This window comes from Streptomyces sp. NPDC003077, assembly GCF_040611095.1.
Classification (GTDB): domain Bacteria; phylum Actinomycetota; class Actinomycetes; order Streptomycetales; family Streptomycetaceae; genus Streptomyces.
Genome location: NZ_JBEXNM010000011.1, coordinates 1 through 24,577 on the forward strand (window position 1 = coordinate 1; position 24,577 = coordinate 24,577).

19 protein-coding genes and 2 pseudogenes are annotated in these 24,577 nt (G+C 74.5%); 15 read left to right on the plus strand and 6 right to left on the minus strand.

Annotated elements, in window-relative coordinates:
- The first annotated feature begins 175 nt into the window (after positions 1-175).
- The 3 genes and pseudogenes from ABZX96_RS10265 to ABZX96_RS10275 form a co-directional block, all read left to right on the plus strand.
- Positions 176-1,639 carry an SCO6880 family protein gene (locus ABZX96_RS10265; protein WP_355540969.1) on the plus strand — a complete coding sequence of 488 codons (1,464 nt, stop codon included), beginning with the start codon at positions 176-178 and terminating at the stop codon, positions 1,637-1,639.
- 25 nt (positions 1,640-1,664) lie between these two features.
- Positions 1,665-2,117: a DUF6238 family protein gene (locus ABZX96_RS10270; protein WP_355540972.1), complete on the plus strand. Its 453-nt coding sequence runs from the start codon at positions 1,665-1,667 to the stop codon at positions 2,115-2,117.
- Between the two features lie 27 nt (positions 2,118-2,144).
- Positions 2,145-3,014: pseudogene (locus ABZX96_RS10275) on the plus strand (ATP-binding protein); the annotation flags it as partial.
- Between the two features lie 4 nt (positions 3,015-3,018).
- On the opposite strand, the gene ABZX96_RS10280 reads toward ABZX96_RS10275, so the two are convergent.
- A complete protein-coding gene (locus ABZX96_RS10280) occupies positions 3,019-4,503 on the minus strand; it encodes an MFS transporter (RefSeq protein WP_355540975.1) in 1,485 nt (494 codons plus the stop codon).
- 640 nt (positions 4,504-5,143) lie between these two features.
- Here ABZX96_RS10280 and ABZX96_RS10285 point away from each other — a divergent pair.
- On the plus strand, positions 5,144-5,956 hold the full coding sequence (locus ABZX96_RS10285; protein ID WP_355540978.1) for an SDR family oxidoreductase: 813 nt from the start codon (positions 5,144-5,146) through the stop codon (positions 5,954-5,956).
- Positions 5,957-6,384: 428 nt separating this feature from the next.
- On the opposite strand, the gene ABZX96_RS10290 is transcribed toward ABZX96_RS10285, so the two are convergent.
- The 4 genes from ABZX96_RS10290 to ABZX96_RS10305 all read right to left on the minus strand — a co-directional run bounded on the left by ABZX96_RS10290 (position 6,385) and on the right by ABZX96_RS10305 (position 9,219).
- The gene (locus tag ABZX96_RS10290) at positions 6,385-6,660 is read right to left on the minus strand and encodes a hypothetical protein (RefSeq protein WP_355540981.1); all 276 of its coding nucleotides are present in this window, start codon (positions 6,658-6,660) and stop codon (positions 6,385-6,387) included.
- 169 nt (positions 6,661-6,829) lie between these two features.
- Positions 6,830-7,288, minus strand: a complete 459-nt coding sequence (locus ABZX96_RS10295) for a DUF5709 domain-containing protein (RefSeq protein ID WP_355540984.1) — start codon at positions 7,286-7,288, stop codon at positions 6,830-6,832.
- A 240-nt stretch (positions 7,289-7,528) separates the two neighbouring features.
- On the minus strand, positions 7,529-8,182 hold the full coding sequence (locus ABZX96_RS10300) for a phosphoribosyltransferase family protein (protein WP_355540987.1): 654 nt from the start codon (positions 8,180-8,182) through the stop codon (positions 7,529-7,531).
- A 563-nt stretch (positions 8,183-8,745) separates the two neighbouring features.
- Positions 8,746-9,219: an ATP-binding protein gene (locus ABZX96_RS10305; RefSeq protein WP_355540990.1), complete on the minus strand. Its 474-nt coding sequence runs from the start codon at positions 9,217-9,219 to the stop codon at positions 8,746-8,748.
- An 860-nt stretch (positions 9,220-10,079) separates the two neighbouring features.
- Here ABZX96_RS10305 and ABZX96_RS10310 point away from each other — a divergent pair.
- The 5 genes from ABZX96_RS10310 (at position 10,080) to ABZX96_RS10330 (ending at position 15,950) form a co-directional block, all read left to right on the plus strand.
- On the plus strand, positions 10,080-10,856 hold the full coding sequence (locus ABZX96_RS10310) for a SigB/SigF/SigG family RNA polymerase sigma factor (protein WP_355540993.1): 777 nt from the start codon (positions 10,080-10,082) through the stop codon (positions 10,854-10,856).
- 255 nt (positions 10,857-11,111) lie between these two features.
- Positions 11,112-11,306 (plus strand): DUF2795 domain-containing protein, encoded by a 195-nt coding sequence (locus tag ABZX96_RS10315; protein ID WP_355540996.1) that lies wholly within the window; start codon positions 11,112-11,114, stop codon positions 11,304-11,306.
- A gap of 35 nt (positions 11,307-11,341) precedes the next feature.
- Positions 11,342-12,352 carry an NAD-dependent epimerase/dehydratase family protein gene (locus tag ABZX96_RS10320; protein WP_355540999.1) on the plus strand — a complete coding sequence of 337 codons (1,011 nt, stop codon included), beginning with the start codon at positions 11,342-11,344 and terminating at the stop codon, positions 12,350-12,352.
- A 632-nt stretch (positions 12,353-12,984) separates the two neighbouring features.
- Positions 12,985-14,733 (plus strand): carbamoyltransferase C-terminal domain-containing protein, encoded by a 1,749-nt coding sequence (locus ABZX96_RS10325; RefSeq protein WP_355541002.1) that lies wholly within the window; start codon positions 12,985-12,987, stop codon positions 14,731-14,733.
- 143 nt (positions 14,734-14,876) lie between these two features.
- Positions 14,877-15,950, plus strand: a complete 1,074-nt coding sequence (locus ABZX96_RS10330; RefSeq protein ID WP_355541364.1) for a glycosyltransferase — start codon at positions 14,877-14,879, stop codon at positions 15,948-15,950.
- A gap of 213 nt (positions 15,951-16,163) precedes the next feature.
- Here the strand turns inward: ABZX96_RS10330 and ABZX96_RS10335 are convergent, their stop codons facing one another.
- Positions 16,164-16,673 (minus strand): DinB family protein, encoded by a 510-nt coding sequence (locus tag ABZX96_RS10335; RefSeq protein WP_355541005.1) that lies wholly within the window; start codon positions 16,671-16,673, stop codon positions 16,164-16,166.
- A 404-nt stretch (positions 16,674-17,077) separates the two neighbouring features.
- Between ABZX96_RS10335 and ABZX96_RS10340 the strand changes: the two are divergent.
- The 6 genes and pseudogenes from ABZX96_RS10340 to ABZX96_RS10365 form a co-directional block, all read left to right on the plus strand.
- A pseudogene (locus ABZX96_RS10340) lies at positions 17,078-17,599 on the plus strand (HAD-IIIA family hydrolase); the annotation flags it as partial.
- A gap of 437 nt (positions 17,600-18,036) precedes the next feature.
- Positions 18,037-19,119: a glycosyltransferase family 9 protein gene (locus ABZX96_RS10345; protein WP_355541008.1), complete on the plus strand. Its 1,083-nt coding sequence runs from the start codon at positions 18,037-18,039 to the stop codon at positions 19,117-19,119.
- Positions 19,116-20,084 (plus strand): glycosyltransferase, encoded by a 969-nt coding sequence (locus tag ABZX96_RS10350; RefSeq protein ID WP_355541011.1) that lies wholly within the window; start codon positions 19,116-19,118, stop codon positions 20,082-20,084. The genes ABZX96_RS10345 and ABZX96_RS10350 overlap by 4 nt, the downstream gene beginning before the upstream one ends.
- 452 nt (positions 20,085-20,536) lie before the next feature.
- On the plus strand, positions 20,537-21,805 hold the full coding sequence (locus ABZX96_RS10355; protein WP_355541367.1) for a glycosyltransferase: 1,269 nt from the start codon (positions 20,537-20,539) through the stop codon (positions 21,803-21,805).
- A gap of 445 nt (positions 21,806-22,250) precedes the next feature.
- Positions 22,251-22,925 (plus strand): SIS domain-containing protein, encoded by a 675-nt coding sequence (locus tag ABZX96_RS10360; protein ID WP_355541014.1) that lies wholly within the window; start codon positions 22,251-22,253, stop codon positions 22,923-22,925.
- A 107-nt stretch (positions 22,926-23,032) separates the two neighbouring features.
- On the plus strand, positions 23,033-24,511 hold the full coding sequence (locus tag ABZX96_RS10365; protein ID WP_355541017.1) for a PfkB family carbohydrate kinase: 1,479 nt from the start codon (positions 23,033-23,035) through the stop codon (positions 24,509-24,511).
- Positions 24,512-24,577 lie beyond the last annotated feature (66 nt).

Consider the following 24,577-nt stretch of genomic DNA (forward strand, 5'->3'; position numbering starts at 1 on the left):
CCAACCCTTTTTTGGCATACCGGTGATTTTTTTTCTGAGTTGTGCTCTTCCGTTGGGGGCGGTGGAGCACGCCCCGCCCCCGCCCCACCCCAGACCAGCAGAGGAATCTCGTCATGCCGTCCACCAGAGCGCCGTGCGCCCTGTCCTCCGCCCGCTCTCACCGTCTGGAATCACCATGTCCGGCAATCACCAGGTCCCCACGGCCACCGTGAAGTTTCCCCACCGCAGCAGGCGCGGCATCCTGCTCGGCCTGACCACCCCGCAACTGATCGTCGCCGGCCTCGCCGGCCTGCTCCTGCTCGCCGTGGTCCTCACCCGCGGCGTGGTCGGCGCCCTCCAGCTCCTCCCGCTGTGGGCCGTCCTCGCCCTGCTCGTCTTCGCCCGCCACCGGGGCCGTGCGCTGGCGGACTGGGCGCCGATCGCGGCCCGGTACGTCCTGCGCCGGGTGCGCGGCCAGCTCCTCTGGCTCACCCAGCCTTCCCGCCGGCCCACCCGCGAAGGACTTCTCCACCTTCCCGGCACCGCCGCCAGCCTGCGCGTGCACACCGCTCCGGACGGCCGGTACGGTGCGGTCCACGACCCGCACCACGGCACGCTGACCGCCGTGGTCAAGGTCTCCTCCCGCGCCTACGCGCTGCTCGACCCGGGCACCCAGCAGGCCAACGTCAGCGGCTGGGGACGTGCCCTGGCCGCGCTCGCCCGCACCGGGCAGATCGCGCGCATCCAGGTGATCGAGCGCACCGTCCCGGACTCCGGCGACGCGCTGCGCCGCTACTGGGAAGAGCACGGCCGACCGCACGCCCCCATGGCCGGCCCGATCTACAACGAGCTCATCCAAAGCGCGGGCCCGGCCGCGGCCCCCCACGAGGCGTACGTCGCGGTGTCCCTGGACACCAAGGCGGCGCGACGGCTGATCAATCAGGCCGGCGGCGGCCTGACCGGTTCCTTCAGCGTGCTGGCGCAGCTGACCTCCACCTTCGACCAGGCCGCGCGAACCGCCGGGCTCAACCCCACCGGCTGGCTCACCGCCCGCGAGATCGCCGCCGTCGTGCGCACCGCCTACGATCCGAAGGCGCTGGCGACGCTGGACCGGTGGTCCACCGCCGGCCGCCCCGAGGCCGAGCCCGCCGCCGGCCCCGTCGTGGTCGTCGAGAAGGCGGACCACATCGCGACCGACTCGGCCGTCCACGCCACGTACTGGGTGGAGAACTGGCCCCGGACCGAGACCTCGGCCGGCTTCCTGCACCAGCTCCTGTTCACCGGCGGGATCCGGCGCACCCTGTCGCTCTCCTACGAGCCGAAGGGACTGGACGCCGCCCTGCGCGACGTCCAGCGCAAGAAGGCCAGCGTCATCGCCGACGCCGCCGAGCGGGCCCGGCGCGGACAGGTCGACTCCGAGGCCGACTCGATCGAATACCAGGACATCAAGTCCCGCGAGCGCCAGCTCATCGCCGGGCACGCCGATGTCGCCCTGACCGGGCTGCTGACCGTCTCGGCCGACTCCGAGGACGAACTCCGCACCGCCTGCGCCGTCCTGGAGACCGCCGCCGTCGGTGCCCAGCTCGACATCCGGCCCCTGACCTGGCAGCAGGCCCAAGCGTTCACCGCCGCCGCCATGCCGCTCGCGATCGCCGCCTGACCCTCCCCCTCGAAAGAGCACCCCCATGTCCCGCACCCCCAGCCCCACCGCTCAGGACTTCGTGCCCTTCGCCACCGCCGCGCTCGACTTCCACCGCGCGCTCAACCTTCCCGGCGGCCCGCTCGTCACCACCCGGGCCGAGCTGGACGCCCTGCACGGCCACCTCGTCTCGGCGCACGGACTGCTCGACGCGCACGCCCTGCGGGTCGGCCAGCTCGTTCCGGCCGAGGGCGAGCAGCTCCGCGCCGCCCGCACCCGGCTGTGGCAGGCCGCCGAGCACGTCCATGCCGCCTACCACGCGGCGCCCCGGCCCGATTCCGGCGAAGTACCCGACCCCGAGAGGTGCCGGGCCGGCCTGCCCGAAGGCGCACCCGAACTGACCGTCTGCCAGCGCCACCAGCGCACCGCGCACCTGGTGCGCCGCCGCACGACCCCGGCCGACCTGCACGCGCCCTTCACCGGCCTTATCCGCCGCTGACCCGCCCCCCTTCCTGGAGAAACGTTCATGCCCCGCCCCCGCGCCAGCGCCTCCCCTCTGTTCGTGCCCCACAAGGCACCGCGTGCCGAGCAGCGGGCCGCCCGCGCCGGTTTCGCCGAGGCCCGCCGCCAGGCGCGCATCGCCGCAACACCGCCCCAGCACCGCGCCGAGCAGACCCTGGACCCGGAACTGCGGCCGACCTTTCCGCCGGCGGGTCGCCCCGGTCCGGCCTCGGCCCGCAGCGGCAGGCTCAACCTGCCCACCCACCGGATGACCACCGCCACCGCCAGCGGTGCCTACCCCTTCGTGGCCGAGGGCGGCCTGGGCGCGGAGGGCATCTTCATCGGCCGCGACGTCCACGCCGAAGCCGCCCTCTGCTTCGACCCCTTCTCGCTGTACAGCAGCGGCCGGATCGAGGGCTTCACCAACCCGAACGCGGTCCTGGCCGGAATCATCGGCATGGGCAAGTCCGCGCTGGCGAAGTCCATCGCCACCCGGTCGATCGCCCACGGCTACCGGATCTACATCCCGTGCGACCCGAAGGGCGAGTGGACCGGCGTCGCCCAGGCCCTCGGCGGCTACAGCATCGCGCTGGGCCCGGGGCTGCCGGGCCGGTTGAACCCGCTGGACGCCCCGCCCCGGCCCGCCTCGGTCAGCGAGGAGGACTGGTCCACGGAGGTCCGCAAGCGTCGCCTGCTGCTCCTGGCCGGCCTGGCGCGCACCGTGCTGAAGCGCGATCTGCTGCCCATGGAGCACACCGCCCTGGATCTCGCCCTCGACCTGGTGGTCGCCGAGGCAGCCGCCGGGGGCACGGTGCCCCTGCTCGGCGAGATCGCCCAAGCCCTCGGCTCCCCCGAGCGCCTCGACCGCCATATGGGGCGAGCCCCGAGGAAGGTCCTCGTCAGGCGGCCGTGCTCAGGTCCGGGCGCGGGAGAAGCGGGGTCTCCGCCACGGACGGCAGCGGGGAGACCGCCACCTCGCGCCGCTTGCGGAGCAGGGCACCGCCCGCGATGACGGCGACGATGACCAGGCCGCCGGCCACCAGCGCGCCGCGCGCCCCGGCGAGTTCCATCAGCAGGCCGAGCAGCGGCGGGCCCGCCAGGCCCCAGGCGGTGCTGGCGCTGCGCCAGACGCCCAGGACGCGGCCCCGCATGTGGGCGGGCGGGTCGGTCTGCAGGACGGTAGTGCCAGCGGTGTCCGAGATCGACTCGGCGATGGCCATCGGGAGCACCAGGACCAGCACCATCGCGAAGGACGGGGACAGGCCCACCACGATCTGGAGCAGGGCGCCCGCCGCCGCGAGCGCGCCGACCATCCGCACCGAGGGGCTGCGCAGGCGCGCGGCCAGCACGGCGCCGACGATGCCGCCGACTGCGAGGACGGAGGAGACCGTGCCGAACGCCCCGGCGCCGCCGTGCAGCGTGGTGGTCACCAGGACGGCCAGCGTCAGCTGGTAGTTGCGGCCGAAGATGGCGCTCAGTCCGGTGATCACGGCCAGCGCGACCAGGCGCGGGCGGCGCAGGAAGAACACGAATCCCTCACGGGCCCCGGTTCCCCGCTCCGTGCGCTGGGCGCGCCGGTCCCGGGAAGCGGCCTTCGCGGGCGCCTGGACCTCCTGGCCGGACGGCTCGCGCAGTTCCTTGGCGACCGGGCGCAGGAACGGGATGACCGCCGCGACGAACAGGAACGACACGCCGTTCGCCGCGTAGGCGGCACCGGTGCCGAGGAAGGCGACGACCGCACCGGCCAGCGCCGTACCGGCGAGTCGGCCCACGCTGTGGACCAGCGAGCCCACCGCGATGGCGGACGGCACGTCCTTGGTCGGCACCAGGTCGTTGCCCAGCAGGGCGCAGGCCGGGCTGTCGATGGTCGCGATCAGACCGGTGACGGCGGCCAGCGTCATCAGCATCGGCACGTTGAGCATGTCGAACGCGACCAGCGCCGCCGTGGTGAAGGCGATCAGGCCCAGCACGGCCTGGCTCACCGCGGCCGTGAGCTTGCGCGGCCAGCGGTCGACGGCGGCACCGCCCAGCAGGCCCATCAGCAGACCGGGCGCGGCCTGCACGGACAGCGACAGACCGGTGGCCGCGGCGGAACCGGTGAGCTGCAGCACGAGCAGGTTCTGCACGGTGAGCTGCATCCACGTACCGGCGTTGGAGACCAGGTTGGCCACCGACCACCAGCGCATGCTGCGGTAGCGCAGCGAGCGCCACGGCGCGTGGTCACCGCCGCCGCCCGCCTTGCGACGGGCCAGGGCGCGGAGCCGGCCGGGGCGGGGGGTGGGGCCGGTGGGGTGGGCGGTGTCGGTGGCGTTGGGCGTACCCGTGTCCGGGGTGTCCGTCACGTCGGTCGCGCCCGTCACATCGGTCGCACCCGTCACGTCCATCGCGCTCCTCGCGTCCGGAGCGGGCGCGGTGGACGGGATGGACGAGGACGAGGGCGCGGGCGCCTCGGTGGGCGGGGCGGGCGAGCGCTCCGGCAGAGCTGCGCGTCGGCGCAGGGCTGGGCGCTTCAGCAGGGCAGAGAAGGAGGAAGGCACAGAAGACGACGACTTCGTGAAGAGCCCATCAGGCTCGGAAAGCGGAATCGGCGCAAGAGCGGACACCGGCTGCGGCGCGCGGCGGCTCCGCCGAGATCTGGCTGCGCTGTCCGTCGACGCCCCGGGCGAACACGGAAGGACCCCTTCGGCTCAGCGATAACCCATCCTCACAGACCAATGCGGTCAGTCGGCGACCTCCCCTGCCGACAACGACCGGCCCACTGCGCCCGATCCCTTGCGCCCCAAGGGCTCCGGCACAGTGGGTGGGGTTGCTCACAGGGGCCCGCGGGCCCCTGCGGAAGCGTCGTCCGGGGCGTCTGGGGAACCCGTTCCGCACACGCCGGAGAGCGTGGTGGAAAGGGGAGGGGGGCGGGGACGTACCGCGTCACGCTGTCGGGCCGGGGACCGGCCCGCACCCCTACCGCCCCACCGCTTCCCCCTGTCCACCCCTTCCGCCGCACTGCCGTCCTATCGCCGGAGGAGACGTATGAACGGGCAACAGCAGGGCCACGCCGCGCGGGTCGCGGTGATCACGGGTTCGGACTCGGGCATCGGCCGCGCCACCGCCGTACGCCTCGCCGAGCAGGGCGCGGACATCGGCATCACCTGGCACCGCGACATCGAGGGCGCCCGGCGCACCGCCGAGGAGGTGCGTGCCCTGGGGCGGCGGGCGGCGGTCGCCCACCTCGACCTGACGCTGCTGCCGGACGCCGCCGAGGTGATCGACCACCTCGCCGAGGAACTGGGCGGCCTGGACATCCTGGTCAACAACTCGGGCACCGGCACCGCCACGCCGTTCCTGGACCTGGACCTGGCCACCGTCCGGCAGGTCCTCGACGTCGATCTCATCGGCCCGTTCCTGTGCGGCCAGCACGCCGCCCGGCACATGATCCGGCAGGGCCGGGGCGGCCGGATCGTCAACGTCACCAGCGTCCACGAGCACCAGCCGCGGGTGGGCGCGGCCCCTTACTGCGCGGCCAAGGGCGGGCTCGGGCTGCTCACGCAGGTCATGGCGCTGGAACTGGCCGAGCACGGCATCACGGTCAACGCGGTGGCGCCCGGAGAGATCGCCACGCCGATGACCGGCCAGACCGACACCGACGTGCACACCGAGCGGCGCCCCGGGATCCCGGTGGGCCGTCCGGGTGACGCCCGGGAGGTCGCGGCGGTGATCGCCTTCCTCTGCGGCCCGGACGCGAGCTACGTCACCGGGGCCTCGTGGAGCGTGGACGGCGGAATGCTGCGGATGGGGCCGCAGGCCGGGTCGCATTTGGAGAGCGATGCCTGGCGGCGGCCGTAGCGGCCGTAGGGGATGCGCGGGCGGGGTGGGGCGTCTGGCGGGGGCGTCGGGCGCCTGGCGGAGGCGTCGGGCGCCTGGCAGGGGCGTCGGGCGCCTGGCGGAGGCGTCGGGCGCCTGGCGGAGGTGGGGTCGCGCCTGGCAGAGGCGGGGTGGGTAGGGACGCGGGGCCTGGGCGGGCGTGGGTGCGGTAGGGGCCTGTGGACGGGTACGGGCCGGGTGGGTGGATAGGGGCCGGTGGGTGGATACGGACGAGAACGTGGGCGGCGCGGCTCTTGGGGCGCCGCCCAGCGTTTTCTCGCGTCTTGGCCTTTCTCCGACCGCCCGTTCTCCGGATTCCTCCCCCGTTCTGTCGTCGCCGGATTTCTCGTCGCCGGTTTTCTCGTCGCCGGATTTCTTCCGGCCGGTTCCCTCCTCGCTCTCCCGCCGGATCAGCCGAAGTCCTCCGCGCTCATTCCCGCCTCGTCCATCTTTCTGCGGAGTTCTCTGCCGACCGATCCGTCGGCCTGGCCGCTGCGGGTGGCGTCGCCGCCTCGTCCACCAGCGGTTTCACTCGTACGGGCGGGACGGTCGGCGCCGCGCTGCCGGGCGCGCGAGGTCGCGCCGGGGCCTTGGTCGGCGGCCCCCGATTTCCGGCCGCCGGACGAATTCCGTCCCTGGTCGGTGGTACGGGTGGTCTTGGGCCGGTTCTCTTCGGGTACCGTCATGGCCTTTCACCTTTCAGCGCGGTGCGCGGTTTCCTTCGGGTGTTTCCGGGGATTCGTCGGGGGTTCCTGGATTGCCGGGTTCCAGGATTCCTGGATTCCTGGCGGGAGTTCTTTCGAGGGTTCTTCAGGTTTTCGTCGGGATTTCGTCGGAGGCGGGCCCCGCACCGGCTCAGAGCTCGTCGTCGTCCACGCGGTGGACCGCCGCCTCCTCCGCCGAGGCCGCCCCGCCGTCGATGCCGACGTCCTCGCCCACGACGTCGCTCGGCAGGTTCGAGCCGGGCTCGTCTGGCCTGGTCAGGCGGCCCGCGCGGTCTTCTCCGGCCAGGTCGTCCACCGGTTCGCCGTCCTTGCCCGGCTGGTCGCCGATGCCGTCGCCGTCCGGCACCTGGACGTCGGGGACCTCCTCGGCGAGCCGCTGGTCCAGGGATTCGCCCTCGCGCTGCTCTTCGATGGTCGTGCCGTAGCGGTTGACCCCGAGGGGTTTCTCGGGGGGCGAGTAGCCCTTGTCGAGGAGTTCGTCGGTCCCCGGTTCGTCGAGGCTGTTCTCCATGTCGAGGAAGTCGGGGTTGTCGGGGTCGTCGGTGTTGCTCGGCTGGTAGATCTCGTCACCCGTGGCGTCATCGGACACGGTGCACTCTCCTCGTTCCTGGGGTCACTCCTGGCTCTTGCGCTCCTTGCCTTCGGAGTAGTGGCTTCCCGGCACCCCCTCCGCAAAACGGTTGAACCCCACCAAATTGCCCCACCCGACGAGGTGAGGACGGGGGACCCCGCACGGGCGGGACCTTGGTCACGTGCGTTCCCGTGCATTCCGTGTGTTCCGCGCGTCCCGTGCGTGCTGCGTGTTCCGTACGTTCCGTGCGGCGCGGCACTACGACCTGGCGTCCTGGCCGTGCAGGATGCTGAGCACTTCCTCGTCCGAGACCTGGTCGAAGTTCTCGTACGCCTCCCCCACGGCACGGAAGTGCTCCGGCTGGTGGAGGCACACGAAGTCGTCGGCCTCCTCGCGCATCAGCGCGGCGGTGCTCGGGCCGCACACCGGGGCGGCCAGGATCAGCCGACCGGGCCCGCGGCCCCGTAGGTGGCGCAGGGCCGCACGCGCGGTGGCGCCGGTGGCCAGCCCGTCGTCCACGACGATCACGGTGCGGCCCTCGACCTGGAGCGGGGGCAGCCCATGCCGGTACAGGTCCTCGCGGCGGTGCAGCTCCGCCCGCTCGCGGGCCACCTCCGCGCCGAGCCGGTCCTCGGACAGGCCGAGCATTTCCAGGGCCCGTTTGTCGTACAAAGGCGGATCCTCGTCGACGATGGCGCCGATTCCCACCTCCGGCTGCCCCGGCACGCCGATCTTGCGGGCGACGAGGATGTCGAGCGGGACGTGCAGCACCCGCGCCACCGCCGCCCCGACGGGCACACCCCCGCGCGGCAGGGCGAGAACGATGGTGTTGAAGAGTTCGTTGTCGGCGTTCCATTCGAGGAATCTGGTGGCGAGCTGCTCGCCGGCGTCGCGGCGGTCATGGAATCGCATGGGACGGTCTCCTTGATGTCCTCTTGATGTCCTTCCGCGGACGTATGTGACCTCCGGGGGCCTTCCGTGGGTCGTTTTCGTGGGCGTTCTCAGGGGTCGTTCTCATGGGCCGTTCTCGTGGGTTCGCGTGGGGCCCGTGTGTCTCAGCGGGCCTGTGAGGGGGCGGGCGGCGGTTGCCCGCCTTCCCTTCCCGGCCTGCGCGGGTGCCCAGGACCAGCCTGGCCCCGTCGAGCCCGGTGAGCGCGCCCGGGGACTTCCGGGTACCCACGGCGGGCCCGCGCGCACCGGGGCGCTTCCGTTTCCGCGCCCGCCCTCTCCCGCGCCCGCCCTCGCTTCCGTACGCGTCCCCGTCTTCCTTCGTACGCGCCCGCGCCCCCGCATGTCCGCACGCGCCCCCGCCTCGTACGGGCCCCAGCCTCCGGATGCCCGTACGCGTGTCCCCGGCTGCTCGTACGCGTCTCCGTATGCGCCTCCGGGCGCTCGTACCCCGGTCCCGCCACCACTAGCGCACGAAAGGGCCCGGGCCCCGTCGCGCGAGCGGGATCCCGGGCCTGGGGTGGCCGTCATCCGACGGGCAGGAGGACCTGCTCCGCGGTGGGGATGGCGGGAGGAGGGGGAGCCGGACGCAGCGGCGGGCCCGTGGGCGCGTCGGTGCGAACGGTGAACCAGACGACCTTTCCCTCGTTCGTGGCGTGGGTGCCCCAGCTGTCGCTGAGGGAGGCGATCATCGCCAGACCGCGCTGCGGGGTGGCCAGCGGGACCGCGGTATACAGCCGCGGCAACCGGGAATCTTTGTCGGCGACGGACGCCGTCAGGCGACGGCCGGTCCACCGCAGTTCGAGCGTGCACGTCTTGTCCTCACCGGCGTGCCGGTAGACATTGGTCAGCAGTTCGCTGACGCCCAGGCCCACCGCCTGCATGAGCGGTTCGAGACCCCAATGCCGCAGGTGGGCGGCGACGATGCGCCGCACCTGGGCTATCCGAAACGGGTTCGCTTCGGCGTCGAGGGTGTACTGGCGACTGACTTCGGTGATCACGACTGCGACTCCCTCCTCGTCGGGAGGAGCCGGCCCTGCCGGGCGCTCCTCGCGTCGCCTGGAGTGACGCAGGAGCGAACACGAACCGTGATCGACCGGACACTCCCTGAGTGCCACCAGGTTCACCCTCCCGGCGCGATCCCGCAACGCCGGGCCGGGCGGGCACGGCCCCCGCGAACGGTCGCCCGGCGATCGATCGCCGGGCCGTCGTCGCTGGTCGGAGGCTGCTCCGGGGGTAGTCGGGGGCAAGCCGCGCGTGGCCGGGGGCGGACGGTGCGTGCCCGGGAGCAGCGGGCGCATGGGCGGAGCGCGGACGGCGCGTGCCCGGGGAGCGAGGGGCGGCGTGGAGGCGTCCGTGGAGCACCCGCGCGCCCCAGGGGGGAGGGGCGAACGACGGCCGGTTCCACGTCGGCGGACGGAGGGGGCCGGACACGGGCGAACGGAGAGCGAGGGCATCGCCGACGGCCCCGCTCCCCACCGTGCCGCCGTCCGGGGGATGGGCGGCGCGTTGGGGAGCGGCCGTTCGGGTGACCGCCGACGGCCCGGCCGAGTGGCCGCCGACGGCCCGGTCGGGCACGGCGCGCGGCCACCGCCCCGCCCTCCTACGCACCCGCCTCCCTACGCCCGCCCGTCCACCCGCTCGCCCACCCACCCGCTCCGGCCGATCGGCCGGTCAAAAATCGCGCCGTTCCGATGCCCGGCGCACATTGAGGGAGGCGCCCACCGCTCGGCACCCCGTCGGGGTACCGCCGTCCGGGGACGGCGCCCGCGCCGGTCGAGCGGTGGCGCGGGTCCCGGCACGGCGGTCGCCGCACGGGGGTCGCCTACGGGCGGGCACCGCACGCGAGGAGAACACGGCCATGGCGACGACACCGCGCCGCACCCCCACGCCACCCGACACCGACGAGGACTTCCGCCGGCTGGCGCGGCTGGCGCCGGGCCCCGCCCGTGAACTGCTGCGCCATCAGGTCATCGGGGCGTGGCTGCCGATGGCCGAGCGGATCAGCCGCAGGTTCCGCAACAAGGGCGAGACCGCCGCGGACCTTCGCCAGGTGGCGGCGATGGCGCTGGTCAAGGCCGTGGACCGGTACGACCCGGATCTGGGTCACTCCTTCGAGGCCTACGCGGTCCCCACCATCATCGGCGAGCTGAAACGCCACTTCCGGGACTACCTGTGGACCCTGCACGTCCCACGCAGCGTCCAGCAGGCGCGGTCCCGGGTCCGGTCCGCGGTCGCCGACCTCGAACAGGAGCTGGGCGGGCGCCGCCCCACCGTGCGGGAGATCGCCGCCCGGACCGGGCTGTCCGAGGAGGACGTGCTGCTGGGCCTGGAAGCCGGCACCGGGTGCGCCCCCGTCTCCCTGGACGCCGTGACGGGCATCGCGGACGACCTGACGGTGTACGACACCCTCGGCGCCGAGGACGTCGCGCTGGAGCGGGTGGTGGACCGCGAGACGCTGCGGCTGCTGCTGGCGGACCTCTCCGAGCGGGAGCGGCGCGTCCTGCACCTGCGGTTCTTCGTGGAACTGTCCCAGAGCCAGATCGCCGAGAACGTGGGCGTGTCGCAGATGCAGATCTCCCGCATCCTGAACCGGCTGTTCTCCCAGATGCGGCAGCGACTGGCGGCCTGCGACTGAGCACCAGGGGTTCCCGTCCTGTGGCAGGCGGGCGTTCTCTCGGGCGTCCCCGCCACCCGCCTGCCAAGCGTTCCCGCCGTATGGCAGGCGGGCGTTCTCTCGGGCGCTTCGCCTCGCCCCTCCGTGACCCCGGAAGCGAAAAGTCCGATTGGCACGTAAATACGGGGGTACTGGCGTTGCTGCCGCCCCGGTCGTCCCGGGCGGTGCCCGACAACCCGCGACGATCCCCCGTCACACCCCTCTTGGGAGGACCCCATGGCCGCGATGAGCCCCATCGACCTTCAGAAGGCGCTCAAGGGCGCGCACTACCCCGCGAAGAAGAAGGACCTGGTCGACTGCGCCAAGCACAACAAGGCGAAGAGCCAGGTCGTGGACACGATCTCCGGCCTGAAGGAGAACGACTTCGACGGCCCCAACGACGTGCAGAAAGCGGTCTTCCACAACGGCTGACCCGGCGACGCGCTCACGCTCACGGAAGGACCCTCATGGACACCGCATCCGCTCCCCCGTGGAAGCACGCAGTGGTCACCGGTGGCGCCGGTTTCGTCGGTTCGCATCTGTGCACGGCGCTCCTCGATCAGGGGACCGCCGTCACCTGTGTGGACGACTTCTGCACCGGCTCCCCGGAGAACGTGGCCCACCTTCGGGACCGGCCGGGCTTCACCCTGGTGGAGGCCGATGTCGGTGAACCCTTCGGTGTGGCCGGGCCGGTCGACCTCGTCCTGCACTTCGCCTCGCCGGCCTCCCCGGCCGACTATCTGCGGTTGCCGCTGCACACGTTGCGCACCGGCAGCGCGGGGACCCGCAACGCGCTGGACCTGGCCCGCGCCTCGGGGGCCCGCTTCATACTCGCGTCCACGTCCGAGGTGTACGGCGACCCGCTGCGGCACCCGCAGAGCGAGGACTACTGGGGCAACGTCAACCCGGTGGGGCCGCGCAGCGTGTACGACGAGGCCAAACGGTTCTCCGAGGCGCTCACCATGGCCGAGGCCACCTCGCGCGGCACCAACACGGGCATCGTGCGCCTCTTCAACACCTACGGCCCCCGGATGCGCGGCCACGACGGCCGCGCCGTCCCTACCTTCGTCTGCCAGGCGCTGGCCGGCGAACCGCTCACGGTGACCGGCGACGGGCAGCAGACGCGTTCGCTGGCCTACGTGGACGACACCGTGCGCGGCATCCTGGCCATGGCCGCGTCGGACCTGCGCGGCCCGGTCAACCTCGGCAACCCCGTCGAGATCACCATGCTCGACCTGGCCCGCAAGATCATCGGGCTGGCCGGGTCGCGCTCGGACATCCGCTTCATCGACCGCCCGACCGACGACCCCGCCGTCCGCTGCCCCGACATCACGCTGGCGCGCGGCAAGCTGCTGTGGGAGCCCCGAATAGCCGCCGACGAGGGGCTGGCCCGGGTGATCCGCTGGTTCCGCGAGCGGCGCACGGCTCCCGAGCCGGTCCGCGTCCCCGTGCCGGAGACGGCGGGACAGGTGGTGTGACGCCGCCCCGGCTTCCGGGCGGTAGCGGCTTCCTGGCGAAGGCTGCCGGGTGGTGGGCGGTGCCGTAGGTGTCCCCGGTCGGCAATGGATCGGGGGCGATGGCGGCCGGGTGGCGTCGGCTTGGTGGCGGTGCCCTGGTGGCACCGGCCGGGTGGCGTGCGAGGGCGTCGGGCGGGCGCCGGTGGTGACGGCCCGGTGCGTACGGGGGTGTACGCGCCCACGACGGTGTGCGCGTACGCCCGCCCGAGGCCGCCGATCCGTTGCCGTGTCTCCCCGTGTCTTCCCATGGCGCGCGGGCACCCCCCGAACCGGTCACGCGCGTGGCGTGAGGTGGCCGGGGTGCCCGGCGCCGTGTGGCGGGCGCGTGCACCACAGGTGTGTCGCCGTCCCCCTTCCCTCTTCCCCCTTCCCTCCTCCTTCCTCCCTGTCGGCCTACGTCCGCCCCTTCTCTGTCGTCCCGACCCGGCCTCCCGTTCTCTGTCGTCCCGGTCCGGCCTCCCGTTCTCTGTCGTCCCGGTCCCGTTCTCTGTCGTCCCGCCTCCCGTTCTCGGTCGCCACCGGCCCCGGAAACGCACGGGAAAGGTCCACCCCCATCAAGTCCAGAAAGGCCCACGGCCGAGAAAGGCCCGTCCATGCGCATTCTTGGAATCAACGCCCTCTTCCACGACCCAGCAGCCGCCCTGGTGATCGACGGCCGGACCGTCGCCGCCGCCGAGGAGGAGCGGTTCTCCCGGCGCAAGCACGGCAAGCGGCCGGTGCCCTTCTCGGCCTGGGAGGTGCCCGAGCAGTCCGCCGCCTGGTGCCTGCGGCAGGCCGGGCTGCGGCCCGAGGACCTCGACGCGGTCGCGTACTCCTTCGACCCGGACCTGGCCCGGCCCGCCGACGCCATGGGGCTGGACGACCCCTGGGACCACCTGCGCCTCACCTACGCCCGTGAGGCGCCCAACTTCCTGAGCGAGGCGCTGCCCGGCCTCGATCCCTCCCTCGTCCACTTCGTGCCGCACCACATGGCGCACGCCGCCTCCAGCGCGTACGCGGCGCCCGACGCGGAGACGTGCTCCGTCCTCGTCTCGGACGGCCGGGGGGAGGCGACCTCCCACCTGGCCGCGCAGCGGATCGGCGACCACCTGGAACCACTGGCCGCGCAGCGACTGCCGCACTCCCTCGGACTGGTCTACGAGGAACTGACCGAACACCTCGGCTTCCTGCGGTCCTCCGACGAGTTCAAGGTGATGGCGCTCGCGTCGTACGGCACCCCGCGGATGCTCCCGGAGCTGCGCAAGTACGTGCACCCCACCGGGGACGGCGGGTTCCGGGCCACGGGCGTGCCGTGGACGGAGTTCTCCGAGCCGCTGCGGCCGGGCGAGGCGTGGACGCAGCGCCACGCCGACCTGGCCGCCAGCGCCCAGGCGTGCCTGGAGGAGACGCTGCTCGACCTCGCCCACTGGTTGCACGGAAACACCCACGACCGGGTGCTGACGCTGGCGGGCGGGGTGGCGCTCAACTGCGTCGCCAATTCCCGCGTCGCCCGGGAGGGCCCGTTCGACCGGGTGTGGGTGCAGCCCGCCTCCGGGGACGCGGGGACGGCGCTCGGCGGCGCGCTGCTGCTCTCGGCGGAGGCCGGCCGGACGCCGAGCCCGCCCGCCGGGGCGGCGCTGGGCCGGGGGTGGTCGGACGCCGAGCTGGAGACGTGGCTCAAGACGGCGGCGGTGCCGTTCGAACGGCCCGGGGACGTCGCCGAGACGGTGGCGCGGGCGCTGGCGGAGGACCAGATCGTGGCGTGGTTCCAGGGCCGCGCGGAGTTCGGGCCGCGCGCGCTGGGGCACCGGTCGCTGCTGGCGCACCCGGGCCGGGTGGGCAATCTGGAGCGGCTCAACAACGTCAAGGGCCGGGAGCAGTTCCGGCCGGTTGCGCCGATGGTGCTGGTGGATCGGGCGGGTGAGATCTTCGACGGTCCGCTGCCGAGCCCATACATGCTCTTCGTGCACGACGTGGCGCAGGAGTGGCGGAACCGGATCCCGGCCGTCGTCCATGTGGACGGCACGGCCCGCATCCAAACCGTGGACCCCGCGGCGGAACCGCTGGTGGCCCGGATGCTGGGCGCGTTCGAGCGGCTGACCGGGCTGCCCGTCGTCGTCAACACCAGCCTCAACACGGCGGGCCGCCCCATGGTCGACGACCCCCGGGACGCGCTGGAGTGCTTCGGCTCCGCGCCGGTGGACCTGCTGGCGATCGGCCCGTTCGTCGTCCGCCGCCAGGACTTCTTCGCGAGCGAGCTGCCGGACGCGGGGGCGTCTGCCTCGGCGCCTCGGTCGGCGGGCGAGGCGGCCGGTGCTGCGGATGCGGTGGCGGAGGAGATGGCCGAGGAGTTGGCGGGGTGAGTGAGGTGAGTGGTGCGAGCGAGCAGGGGGCGGTCGCTGGTGGCGGGGCCACTGGTGACGGGGCCGTTGGCGGGCGGGCGCCTGGCAGCGGGGTGGTCACCGGCGAGTTGACCGCCGGTGGGGCGCCGCCGCCGTCCGCTCCCATTGCCGAGGCGCCCGACCGTGCTCGGCAGCGCGGTGGCGGGCCGTCGATCGCGTACGCGGTGGTCATCCCCACGCTCGGCCGCCCCAGCCTCGGGGCCTGCCTGCGGGCGCTGGCGGAGGGCGAGGGGCCACGGCCCCGGCGGATCGTGCTGGTCGACGACCGGCCGCTGGACGACTGCGAGCCGCTGCCGGTCGTCGTGCCCGACGCGCTGCGGGAACTGGTGGAGATCGTGCCGGGGTGCGCCCGGGGACCGGCCGCGGCCCGCAACGCGGGTTGGCGATCGGCCCCCGAGCCGTGGATCGCCTTCCTCGACGACGACGTCCTGCCGGACCCCACCTGGGCGGCCGACCTGGCCGCCGACCTGGCGGTGGCCGATCCGGCGACCGCCGCCGTGCAGGCCCGGATCACCGTCCCGCTACCCACGGACCGGCGCCCCACGGACTGGGAACGCAACACGGCGGGGCTGGCCTGCGCCCGGTGGATCACCGCCGACATGGCCTACCGCAGGGCCGCGCTGGAGACGGTCGGCGGATTCGACGAGCGGTTCCGGCGCGCGTTCCGGGAGGACGCCGACCTGGCGCTCCGCGTCATCGACGCGGGCTGGTCCATCGCGACCGGCGACCGCCGCACCACGCACCCCGTACGCCCCGCCGACCGCTGGGTCTCCCTGCGGACGCAGGCGGGCAACGCCGACGACGTCCTGATGACCCGGGTGCACGGCCGGAGCTGGTGGGCGCGGGCCGGCGCGCCGCGCGGGCGGCTGCCGCGCCACCTCGCGGTGACCGCGGCGGGCATCACGGCGCTGGCGCTTGCCGCGGCGGGCCGGCCACGGGCCGCGGCCGGCTGGGCGGGCGCGTGGTGCGCGGGCACCGCCGAGTTCGTGTGGGCCCGGATCGCACCCGGGCCCCGCACGGCGCGGGAACTGACGACCATGGCCGTCACCAGCGTCGCCATTCCCCCGGCCGCTTCCGCGCATTGGCTGCGCGGCCTGCTCCGGCACCGGCACGCCGCGCCGGTCTCGGCGCGGGGGGCGCGGGGAGTGTCGCGGGCGGGGGTGCTGGAGAAGGCGTGAGGGGGCGGGGCGGGGCCCTGCCTGACCCGCCGGCATGTTCGCGGATGGCGCGCGGGTGATTCTCTGGAATGGATCGGCGTGTGGAGATCTGTGGCTCCCGCGGAATCAGGTGCTTACTGGCGATCTCCGCGTGATGTCGCGTGGCGGTTGCCCCCACCGCAGGCCAGGACGCGCGCACCGAGCGACACCACGCCGTGAAGCTCGGCAGCGGAATCAGGCGCCTACGGTCCCATCGATGCCCTCACGCAGAAAGTCCGCGTGCCCGTTGTGGCGGCCGTATTCCAGGAGCACGTGCATCATCACCATCCGCAGCGATACCTCCTCGCCCCACCTTGGCTGATATGCGACCTGGTCCAAGGATTCGGCCTCCCGCTCGATACGGCGCGAGTTCTCCACCTCGACCTCCCAGGCTGTGAACGCCTCGTCCCTGGTCGACGCGCTCGCGTCGTACGCCGCCTGGAAGTCGCTCTTGCCGGACCAGACGAGGGGCACGTCGTGGTCTTCGAACGCTCGGCGGAACCAAGCACGCTCCACCTCTGCCATGTGCCGCACCAGACCGAGCAGCGAAAGCGTGGACGGCGGCATCGACTGCTGCCGTAGTTCCTCGTCGGTGAGCCCTTCGCAGTTCATGGCAAGGGTCGTGCGGTGATAGTCGAGAAAAGCGCGGCGCATATCGCGTTCGCTTCCGAAACTGGGCGGTGCTGAGCGTTTGCCGCCGGTCACTGGCCATGGTCCTCATCCGTGCCTGCGTTCGGGGCCAGTACCTACCGCCGTCGGCCGTCCCCGGACCAGGGACGTCAATCGGACCCGGCCGCACCACGGAGGTCGCCGGTCACAGGAATCGGCGGGGCTCACCGGTCGCTCGTGGCCGCAACCACCCCATGGAACCGAGCATCCAGGGCGCTGGCGCGTAGCCTCCCGTCGATTACTGATCCTTGATCAGCGACTGTTGATCAGTGACCGCCGATCCCTGATCAACACGCCCCGGAGGCGGTTTGTCCAGGTTTTGTAGTTGAGTGCCGGGATACCTGAGGCGTGTGTTCAACACATCCACCTCTCACGCACCTACCGTCCCGGCCGGCGGGCCGTGGCTGTTCGTTCCGGACGGCCGGGGCGAGGAGCGTGCCGTGCGGCGTTCGGCGGAGTTGCCCGACGCGGTGCTCTTCGACCGGGACGGCACGCTGATCGAGGACGTGCCGTACAACGGCGATCCCCGACTGGTGCGCCCGATGCCGGGCGCGCGGGAGGCGGTCGAGGCGGTCCGGTCGCTCGGCGTGCCCATCGGCGTGGTGAGCAACCAATCGGGCGTCGCGCGCGGACTGCTGGACCAGCGGCAGGTGCGCGCCGTGCGGGACCGGGTGGAGGAGTTGCTGGGCCCGTTCGGCGTCTGGGCCGTGTGCCCGCACGGCCCGGACGACGGGTGCGCCTGCCGCAAACCCGCCCCCGGCCTGATCCTGGCCGCCTGCGGGCGGTTGCACGCCTCGCCCGCGCGCTCCGTCGTCATCGGCGACATCGGCGCGGACGTGGCGGCGGCGCGTGCCGTGGGCGCCCGCGGCGTCCTGGTCCCGACCCCGGTGACCCGTCAGGAAGAGATCGACGCGGCGAGGGACCGCGCACCGGACCTGCTGACCGCCGTCCGCGGCCTCCTCCGGGGCGGAACCCCGGCAGGAGGCACCGGCGTGACCCCGGCAGGCGTCCTGGGCGGGGCCTGGGCCGGAACCGACGGCCGCCCCGCGACCGACGCCCCCCGACCACACGAACACCCCGAGGTGAACGCCTCCACCGGCCGCGTCCGGCCCCGGGCGCCCGCGCCGGTCCCCGCAGACGCGCCGGTCCCTGCGGACGCGCCGGTCCCTGCGGACGCGCCGGTCCCCGCGGACGCGCCGGTCCCCGCGGACGCGCCGGTCCCCGCGGACGTGCCGCGCGAACCCTGCCCCGGGTGCCCCGCCACCCTCGGCGCGACGGGACGTCCGGCCACCCTCAGCGGCATGGAACGTCCGGCCGCCCTCGGCGCCACGGAAGATCCGGCCCCCCTCGGCGCCACGGAACGTCCGACCACCCTCAGCGCGACGGAAGGCACGAACGCATGACCGCGGCCGTACCACCGCACCCGCACCCTCCCCCCGCCCCGCGTTCCCCGCGCACCCTGGTCGTCCGGCTCGACAGCGCGGGCGACGTGCTGCTCGCGGGGCCCGCGGTGCGCGCGGTGGCGGCGGGTTCGCGGCACACGACGGTGCTGTGCGGTCCGCTCGGCGAGCGGGCGGCGCGGCTGCTGCCGGGCGTGGACGAGGTCGTGGTGTACGACGCGCCGTGGGTGGGCCTGGACCCGCCGCCGGTCCGGCGTGCGGAGACGGACGCGCTGGTGGCGCGGCTGGCGGCGGGCCGGTTCGACCGGGCGCTGATCCTGACCTCCTTTCATCAGAGTCCGCTGCCGGCCGCCCTGTTGCTGCGGATGGCCGGGGTGCCGTGGATCGGCGCGGACAGCGAGGACTACCCGGGCGCCCTGCTGGACCTGCGGCACCACCGGGCGGACGGCCGGCACGAGGCGCGGGCCGCCTTGGACCTGGCGGAGGCCGCGGGCTTCCGGCTGCCCCCGGACGACCCGGGCACCCTGCGCGTGGCGCCCGTTCCGGCCACCGGGCACCTGACGGGACCGGACCCGTACGTCGTCGTGCACCCCGGCGCCGCCGTACCGGCCCGGGCCTGGAGCGCGGCCCGTGCCGCGCGCGGCGTCGCCGCGCTGGCCGCGGCCGGGCACCGGGTGGTGGTCACCGGCGGCGCCGACGAGCGCGCCCTCACCGCATACGTGGCCGGCCGGCATGCCCTGGACCTGGGCGGCCGGACCGGTCTCGCCGAACTCGCCGGTGTGCTGGCCGGGGCGCGCGCCGTCGTGGTGGGCAACACCGGGCCCGCGCACCTGGCGGCGGCGGTCGGCGCCCCCGTCGTGTGCCTGTTCGCGCCCGTCGTCCCGGCCGACCGGTGGGCGCCGTACCGCGTGCCGTCCGTGCTGCTCGGGCGGCAGGGCGCGCCGTGCGCCGGGAGCCGGGCCCGTACCTGCCCGGTCCCCGGCCATCCCTGCCTGGACTCGGTGACGGACGCCGAGCTCCTCGCCGCCGTGGACTCGCTCCTGAGCCCGGACCGCGGCCCCGACCAGGAGGTGACCGTATGAACATCCTGCTGTGGCACGTCCACGGCTCGTGGACCACCGCGTTCGTCCAAGGCCCGCACACCTATCTCGTCCCCGTCACCCCCGACCGCGGGCCGGACGGCCTGGGCCGGGCCCGCACCTTCCCCTGGCCCGAGTCGGTGCGGGAAGTGCCCCCGGACGAACTCGCCCGCACGCCCGTCGACCTGGTCCTCCTCCAGCGCCCTCACGAGATCGAACTGGCGGAACGGTGGCTCGGCGGCCGGCGCCCGGGCCGTGACGTGCCCGCGGTGTACCTGGAGCACAACGCCCCGGACGGGGACGTGCCGCACACCCGCCACCCGTGCGCCGACCGTGACGATCTGCTGCTTGTCCATGTCACCCACTTCAACCGGCTGTTCTGGGACAACGGGCGCACCCGCACGGAGGTGATCGAGCACGGCATCGTCGACCCCGGCCACCGCTACACCGGGCGGCTGCCGCGCGCCGCCGTGGTGGTCAACGAGCCGGTGCGGCGCGGCCGGACCACCGGCACCGACCTGCTGCCCGCGCTGAGCGAGGCGGCTCCCCTGGACGTGTTCGGGATGCGTACGGAAGGGCTGGCAGCGCACCTGGGCCTGCCGGAGGACCGCTGCCGCGCCGCGGATCTGCCTCAGGGCGACCTGCACGCGGCGATGGCCGAGCGCCGCCTGTACCTCCACCCGATCCGCTGGACGTCGCTGGGACTGTCCCTGCTGGAGGCCATGCACCTGGGGATGCCGGTGGTCGCGCTGGCCACGACGGAGGCGGTGGAGGCGGTGCCGGCGGGCGCGGGCGTCCTGTCCACCCGCCCGGAGGTGCTGGCGGAGGCGGCCCGCAGGTACGTGCACGAGCCGGAGGCCGCCGCCGAGGACGGCGCCCGCGCCCGGGACGCGGCCCTCGGGCGGTACGGGCTCAAGCGCTTCCTGCACGACTGGGAGCGCGTGATCGAGGAGGTGACCCGGGGATGACCGGTCAGGCGAGGGACGAGCGGGGAACAACCGCACGGACGGTGGCTGGTGAACGCGTGGCGGACCGGACGGCAGCCGAACGCCGGGGTTCCGGGCAGTCGGCAGCCGAACGCCGGAGTCCCGAACGGCCGGCAGCCGAAGGCCGGCTCTCCGAGCAGTCGGCGGGCGAGCAGCACGCCGCCGAACGGCCGGCGGCCGGTGGTGGGCTGACCGCGCGTACGGCGGAGGAGTACCGGCCGACCGCGCCCACGGTGGGCGAAGGGCCGCCAGGGGCCCCCCGCGGCTCGGCCGACCTGGCGATATCCGGGCAGGGCAGCGGCAGCACGGGTCGGCCGGTGCGCGGGGACACCCGGCCGGGCCGGGGCGCACCCGGCCGCCACCGGGCGCCCGGGCGGGGCATCACCGGCCAGGACGTGACCGGGCGCGCCCCCGCCGGGCCCCCCGGGCGGCGGGTGACACCGGCGCCGGCGGTCGCGGGACGGTCCGGTGCGGCCGGCCCGTACACCGTCGCCCTGGTGTCCGAACACGCCAGCCCCCTGGCCGTCCTGGGCGGCGTGGACGCCGGCGGGCAGAACGTGCACGTCGCCCACCTGGCCGCCGCCCTCGCCGACCGCGGCCACCAGGTGGTCGTCTACACCCGGCGGGACTCCCCCGACCTGCCCGCCCGGGTGCCGCTGCGGCCCGGTGTCGAGGTGCGGCACGTCACGGCGGGTCCGCCCCGGCACGTCCCCAAGGACGAACTCCTCCCGTACATGGAGGAGTTCGGCCGGTTCCTCGTACGGGAATGGCAGCAGGCCCTGGCGCCGCCCGACATCGTGCACTCGCACTTCTGGATGTCCGGCGTGGCCTCCCTGGTGGCCACCCGGGAGCTGGGCCTGCCGCTGGCCCACACGTACCACGCGCTGGGCACCGTCAAGCGGCGGCACCAGATGGCCGCGGACACCAGCCCCGCCGACCGGATCGCCCTGGAAACGGCGGTCGGCGAACGCTGCGACCGGGTGATCGCCACCTGCCGCGACGAGGTCGCCGAACTGACCGCGATGGGGGTGCCCGCCCACCGCGCCTCCGTGGTGCCGTGCGGCGTGGACCCGGCCCACTTCTCGCCGTTCGGGCCGGTCGCGCCGCGCGGGCCGCTGCGGCACCGGCTGTTGCAGATCGGCCGGCTGGTACGGCGCAAGGGCGCGGGGGTCTCCGTGGCGGCGCTGGCCGCGATGCCCAACGCCGAACTCGTCATCGCCGGCGGCCCACCGCTCAGCGAACTGGCGCACGATCCCGAAGTGGTGCGCCTGCGCGCGCTGGCCCGGGAGGTGGGAGTGTCGGAACGGGTGCGTTTCCTGGGCGGAGTGCCGCGCGAACGCGTACCGGCCCTGCTGCGCGGCGCGGACGTGGTGCTCTGCCCCGCCGACTACGAGCCCTTCGGGATCGTTCCGCTGGAGGCCATGGGCTGCGGCACGCCCGTGGTGGCCACCGCCGTGGGCGGCCAGCTCGACACGGTCGCCGACCCCGGCACCGGCCGCCTCGTCCCGCCCGGCGATCCGGCCGCGCTCGCCTCGGCGGTCACCGGCCTCCTCGGCGACCCGGCCCGTCGGGCCGCGTGCGGGGCGGCGGGCCGTCGGCGGGTGCTGACCCGGTACGGCTGGGACCGGGTGGCGGCGGCCACGGAGAAGGTCTACCTCGATGTCCTGGCCAGCCGCCCTGCCGTGGCCACCACGGTGGGGTGAGCGCCGCCCGGTCCGCGCCGGGGCCGCGCACGGCCCCGCCGGGCCCCGTCCACTCGGCCGCCCCCGCGTATGTCCACGGCGGCCCGCCCACTCCATACGCCCGCCGCCGCGGCACCCGACCCGCCCGCGTACGGCTACCCCCGTCGTCCCGACCGCCCCCGTCCCGACCGCTTTCATTCCATCCGCCCCCGTCCCGACCACTTCCGTCCCGACCGCTTTCACCCCGACCGTTTCCATCCCCACCACTCCCCTCCCGCTCCTTCCCCGGCCCCGGCGTCTCCGTCCCCGGCCCCGTCTCTGTCGTCCGGACCCATCGTCACGGCCCGGCCGCCCCGCCACTTTCCGTTGTCCACACCCGAGCCGATTCGTACGACCGCACCGCCGCACTCAGAGGGAGGCAGGACCCGCGCACCGTTCGACGGGATGCCGCGCGGCCCGACACGCCATGACCGATCTCCACGACGCCGCACACGCGCACTGCCAGTCGCTGCTCGACGCCATCGGCCGGCTCCGGCACCGCGGACTGGGCCGGATCGCCTCCTGGGGTGACCATCTCGCCGCCGTGCTGGCCTGCGGCGGACGGCTGCTGGCCGCGGGCAACGGCGGCAGCGCGGCCCAGGCGCAGCACCTGACCGCCGAGCTGGTCGGCCGTTACCGCGACGAGCGCGCCGCCTACTCCGCCCTCGCCCTGCACGCGGAGACCTCCAGCGTCACCGCGATCGGCAACGACTACGGGTTCGAGGAGCTGTACGCGCGGCAGGTCGCCGCCCACGGCCGCCCCGGCGACGTCCTGCTGCTGATGTCCACTTCCGGGCGCAGCCCCAACCTCCTGGCCGCCGCCGACACCGCGCGCGCCGCCGGACTGCGCGTCTGGGCGATGACCGGGCCGGACCCCAACCCGCTGGCCGCGCGGGCGGACGAGGCGCTGTGCATCGAGTCGGAGAGCACGGCGACCGTCCAGGAAGCCCACCTGCTGGCGCTGCACCTGCTGTGCGAGTCCTTCGACGCGCTGGTGGCACCGGTGGCCGAGGCCGCGCGGCCCACCGCCCCGGCCCCGGTCGGCGCGGTGGTGGAGGCGCCCGCCCTCGACGGCATACGCGCCGCCGTCCCCGGAAGGTGACCACCCGGATCCCGCGCACGGCAGCCCGCACCGACCCGGCTCGGCCACCCACGAAAGGCATCCCCCCACCCCCAACTCCCCCAACCGCTCCCGACACAGGAGGCGTCGTGAAGAAGCAACAGCCGCTCGTCGTGGTCGGCGACACCCTGCTCGACCGGGACATCGACGGCCGGGCCGGACGCCTGGCCCCGGACGCCCCGGCGCCCGTCGTGGACGTACGGAGCGACCGCAGCCGGCCGGGCGGCGCGGGACTGGCCGCCGCGCTGGCGGCCGGGGACGGCCGCGAGGTCGTCCTGATCACGGCCCTGGGAACGGACCCCGCCAGCGCCACCGTCCGGGAGATGCTGACCCCCCGGGTGCGCGTGGTCGCGCTGCCGCTGGACGGCACGCTGCCCGTCAAGACCCGGATCCGCGCGGACGACCGGCCGCTGGTCCGCGTCGACGAGGGCGGTGGCATACCGGGGGCGCCCGGCACGACGGTGCGCGAGGTGCTGCGCGCGGCGGGCGCGGTGCTGGTGGCCGACTACGGGCGCGGTACCGCGCGGGCCGTACGGGACCTCCTCGCCGACGCCGCCCGGCGCGTCCCCGTGCTGTGGGACCCGCACCCCAAGGGCGACGCGCCCGTACCGGGCGTCCGTATGGCCACGCCCAACGCCGCCGAAGCACAGGCCCTGGGCCCGGCACCATCGTCCGCGCGTTCCAAAAACGACGAAGGGAACGAGAAAGAGAGCGGGGAGGGCGGGGAGAGCGGGGAAGAACGCGAGGACGACGACTCGCTGCGCGCGCACGCGCGGCGCGGCGCCCGCCTGGCCCGCCACTGGCGCGCCGCCGCCGTCGCCGTCACGCTCGGCGCCCGCGGGGCCCTGCTGACCCGTGACGGCAGCGACAGCCCGCTCCTCGTGCCGCCCGCCCGACCGGCCACCGGTGACCCGTGCGGAGCCGGCGACCGGTTCGCCGCTGCGGCGGCCGGGGCGCTCGCCGACGGCGGGCTCCCCGAGGAGGCCGTTCAGCGGGCGGTCGCCGAGGCCGCCGACTTCGTCGCGGCGGGGGGCGCGGGCAACCCCGCTCTGTGGGACCCCGGCGATCCGCCGTCCCCGGAGCCGCCCGGGCCCGTCGATCCGTTCGCGCTGGCAGCCTCGGTACGGGCGCGCGGCGGCACGGTGGTCGCCACCGGCGGCTGCTTCGACCTGCTGCACGCCGGACATGTGGGCCTCCTGGAGAGCGCCCGCCGGATCGGTGACTGCCTCATCGTGTGCGTCAACTCGGACGACTCCATCCGCCGGTTGAAGGGCCCCGGCCGACCGCTGACCCCGGAGGCCGACCGGGTGCGCGTCCTGTACGGGCTCGGCTCGGTGGACGCGGTCGCCGTCTTCTGCGAGGACACCCCGGAGGCGCTGCTGCGCGAACTGCGTCCGGACGTGTGGGTCAAGGGCGGCGACTACACCGCCGACACGCTGCCCGAGGCGGTCGCCCTGCGCGACTGGGACGGCCAGGCCGTCGTCCTCCCCTACCTCGCCGGCCGCTCCACCACCGAACTCGCCCGCCGCGCGGCCCTCGCCCGCACCACCACGGGAGCCCCCCGGTGACCGGCGGCGAGGGCGCACGAGCACCGGGAGAGCCAGGCCCCCTGGAGAGGCCGGAGGTCAGGGGCA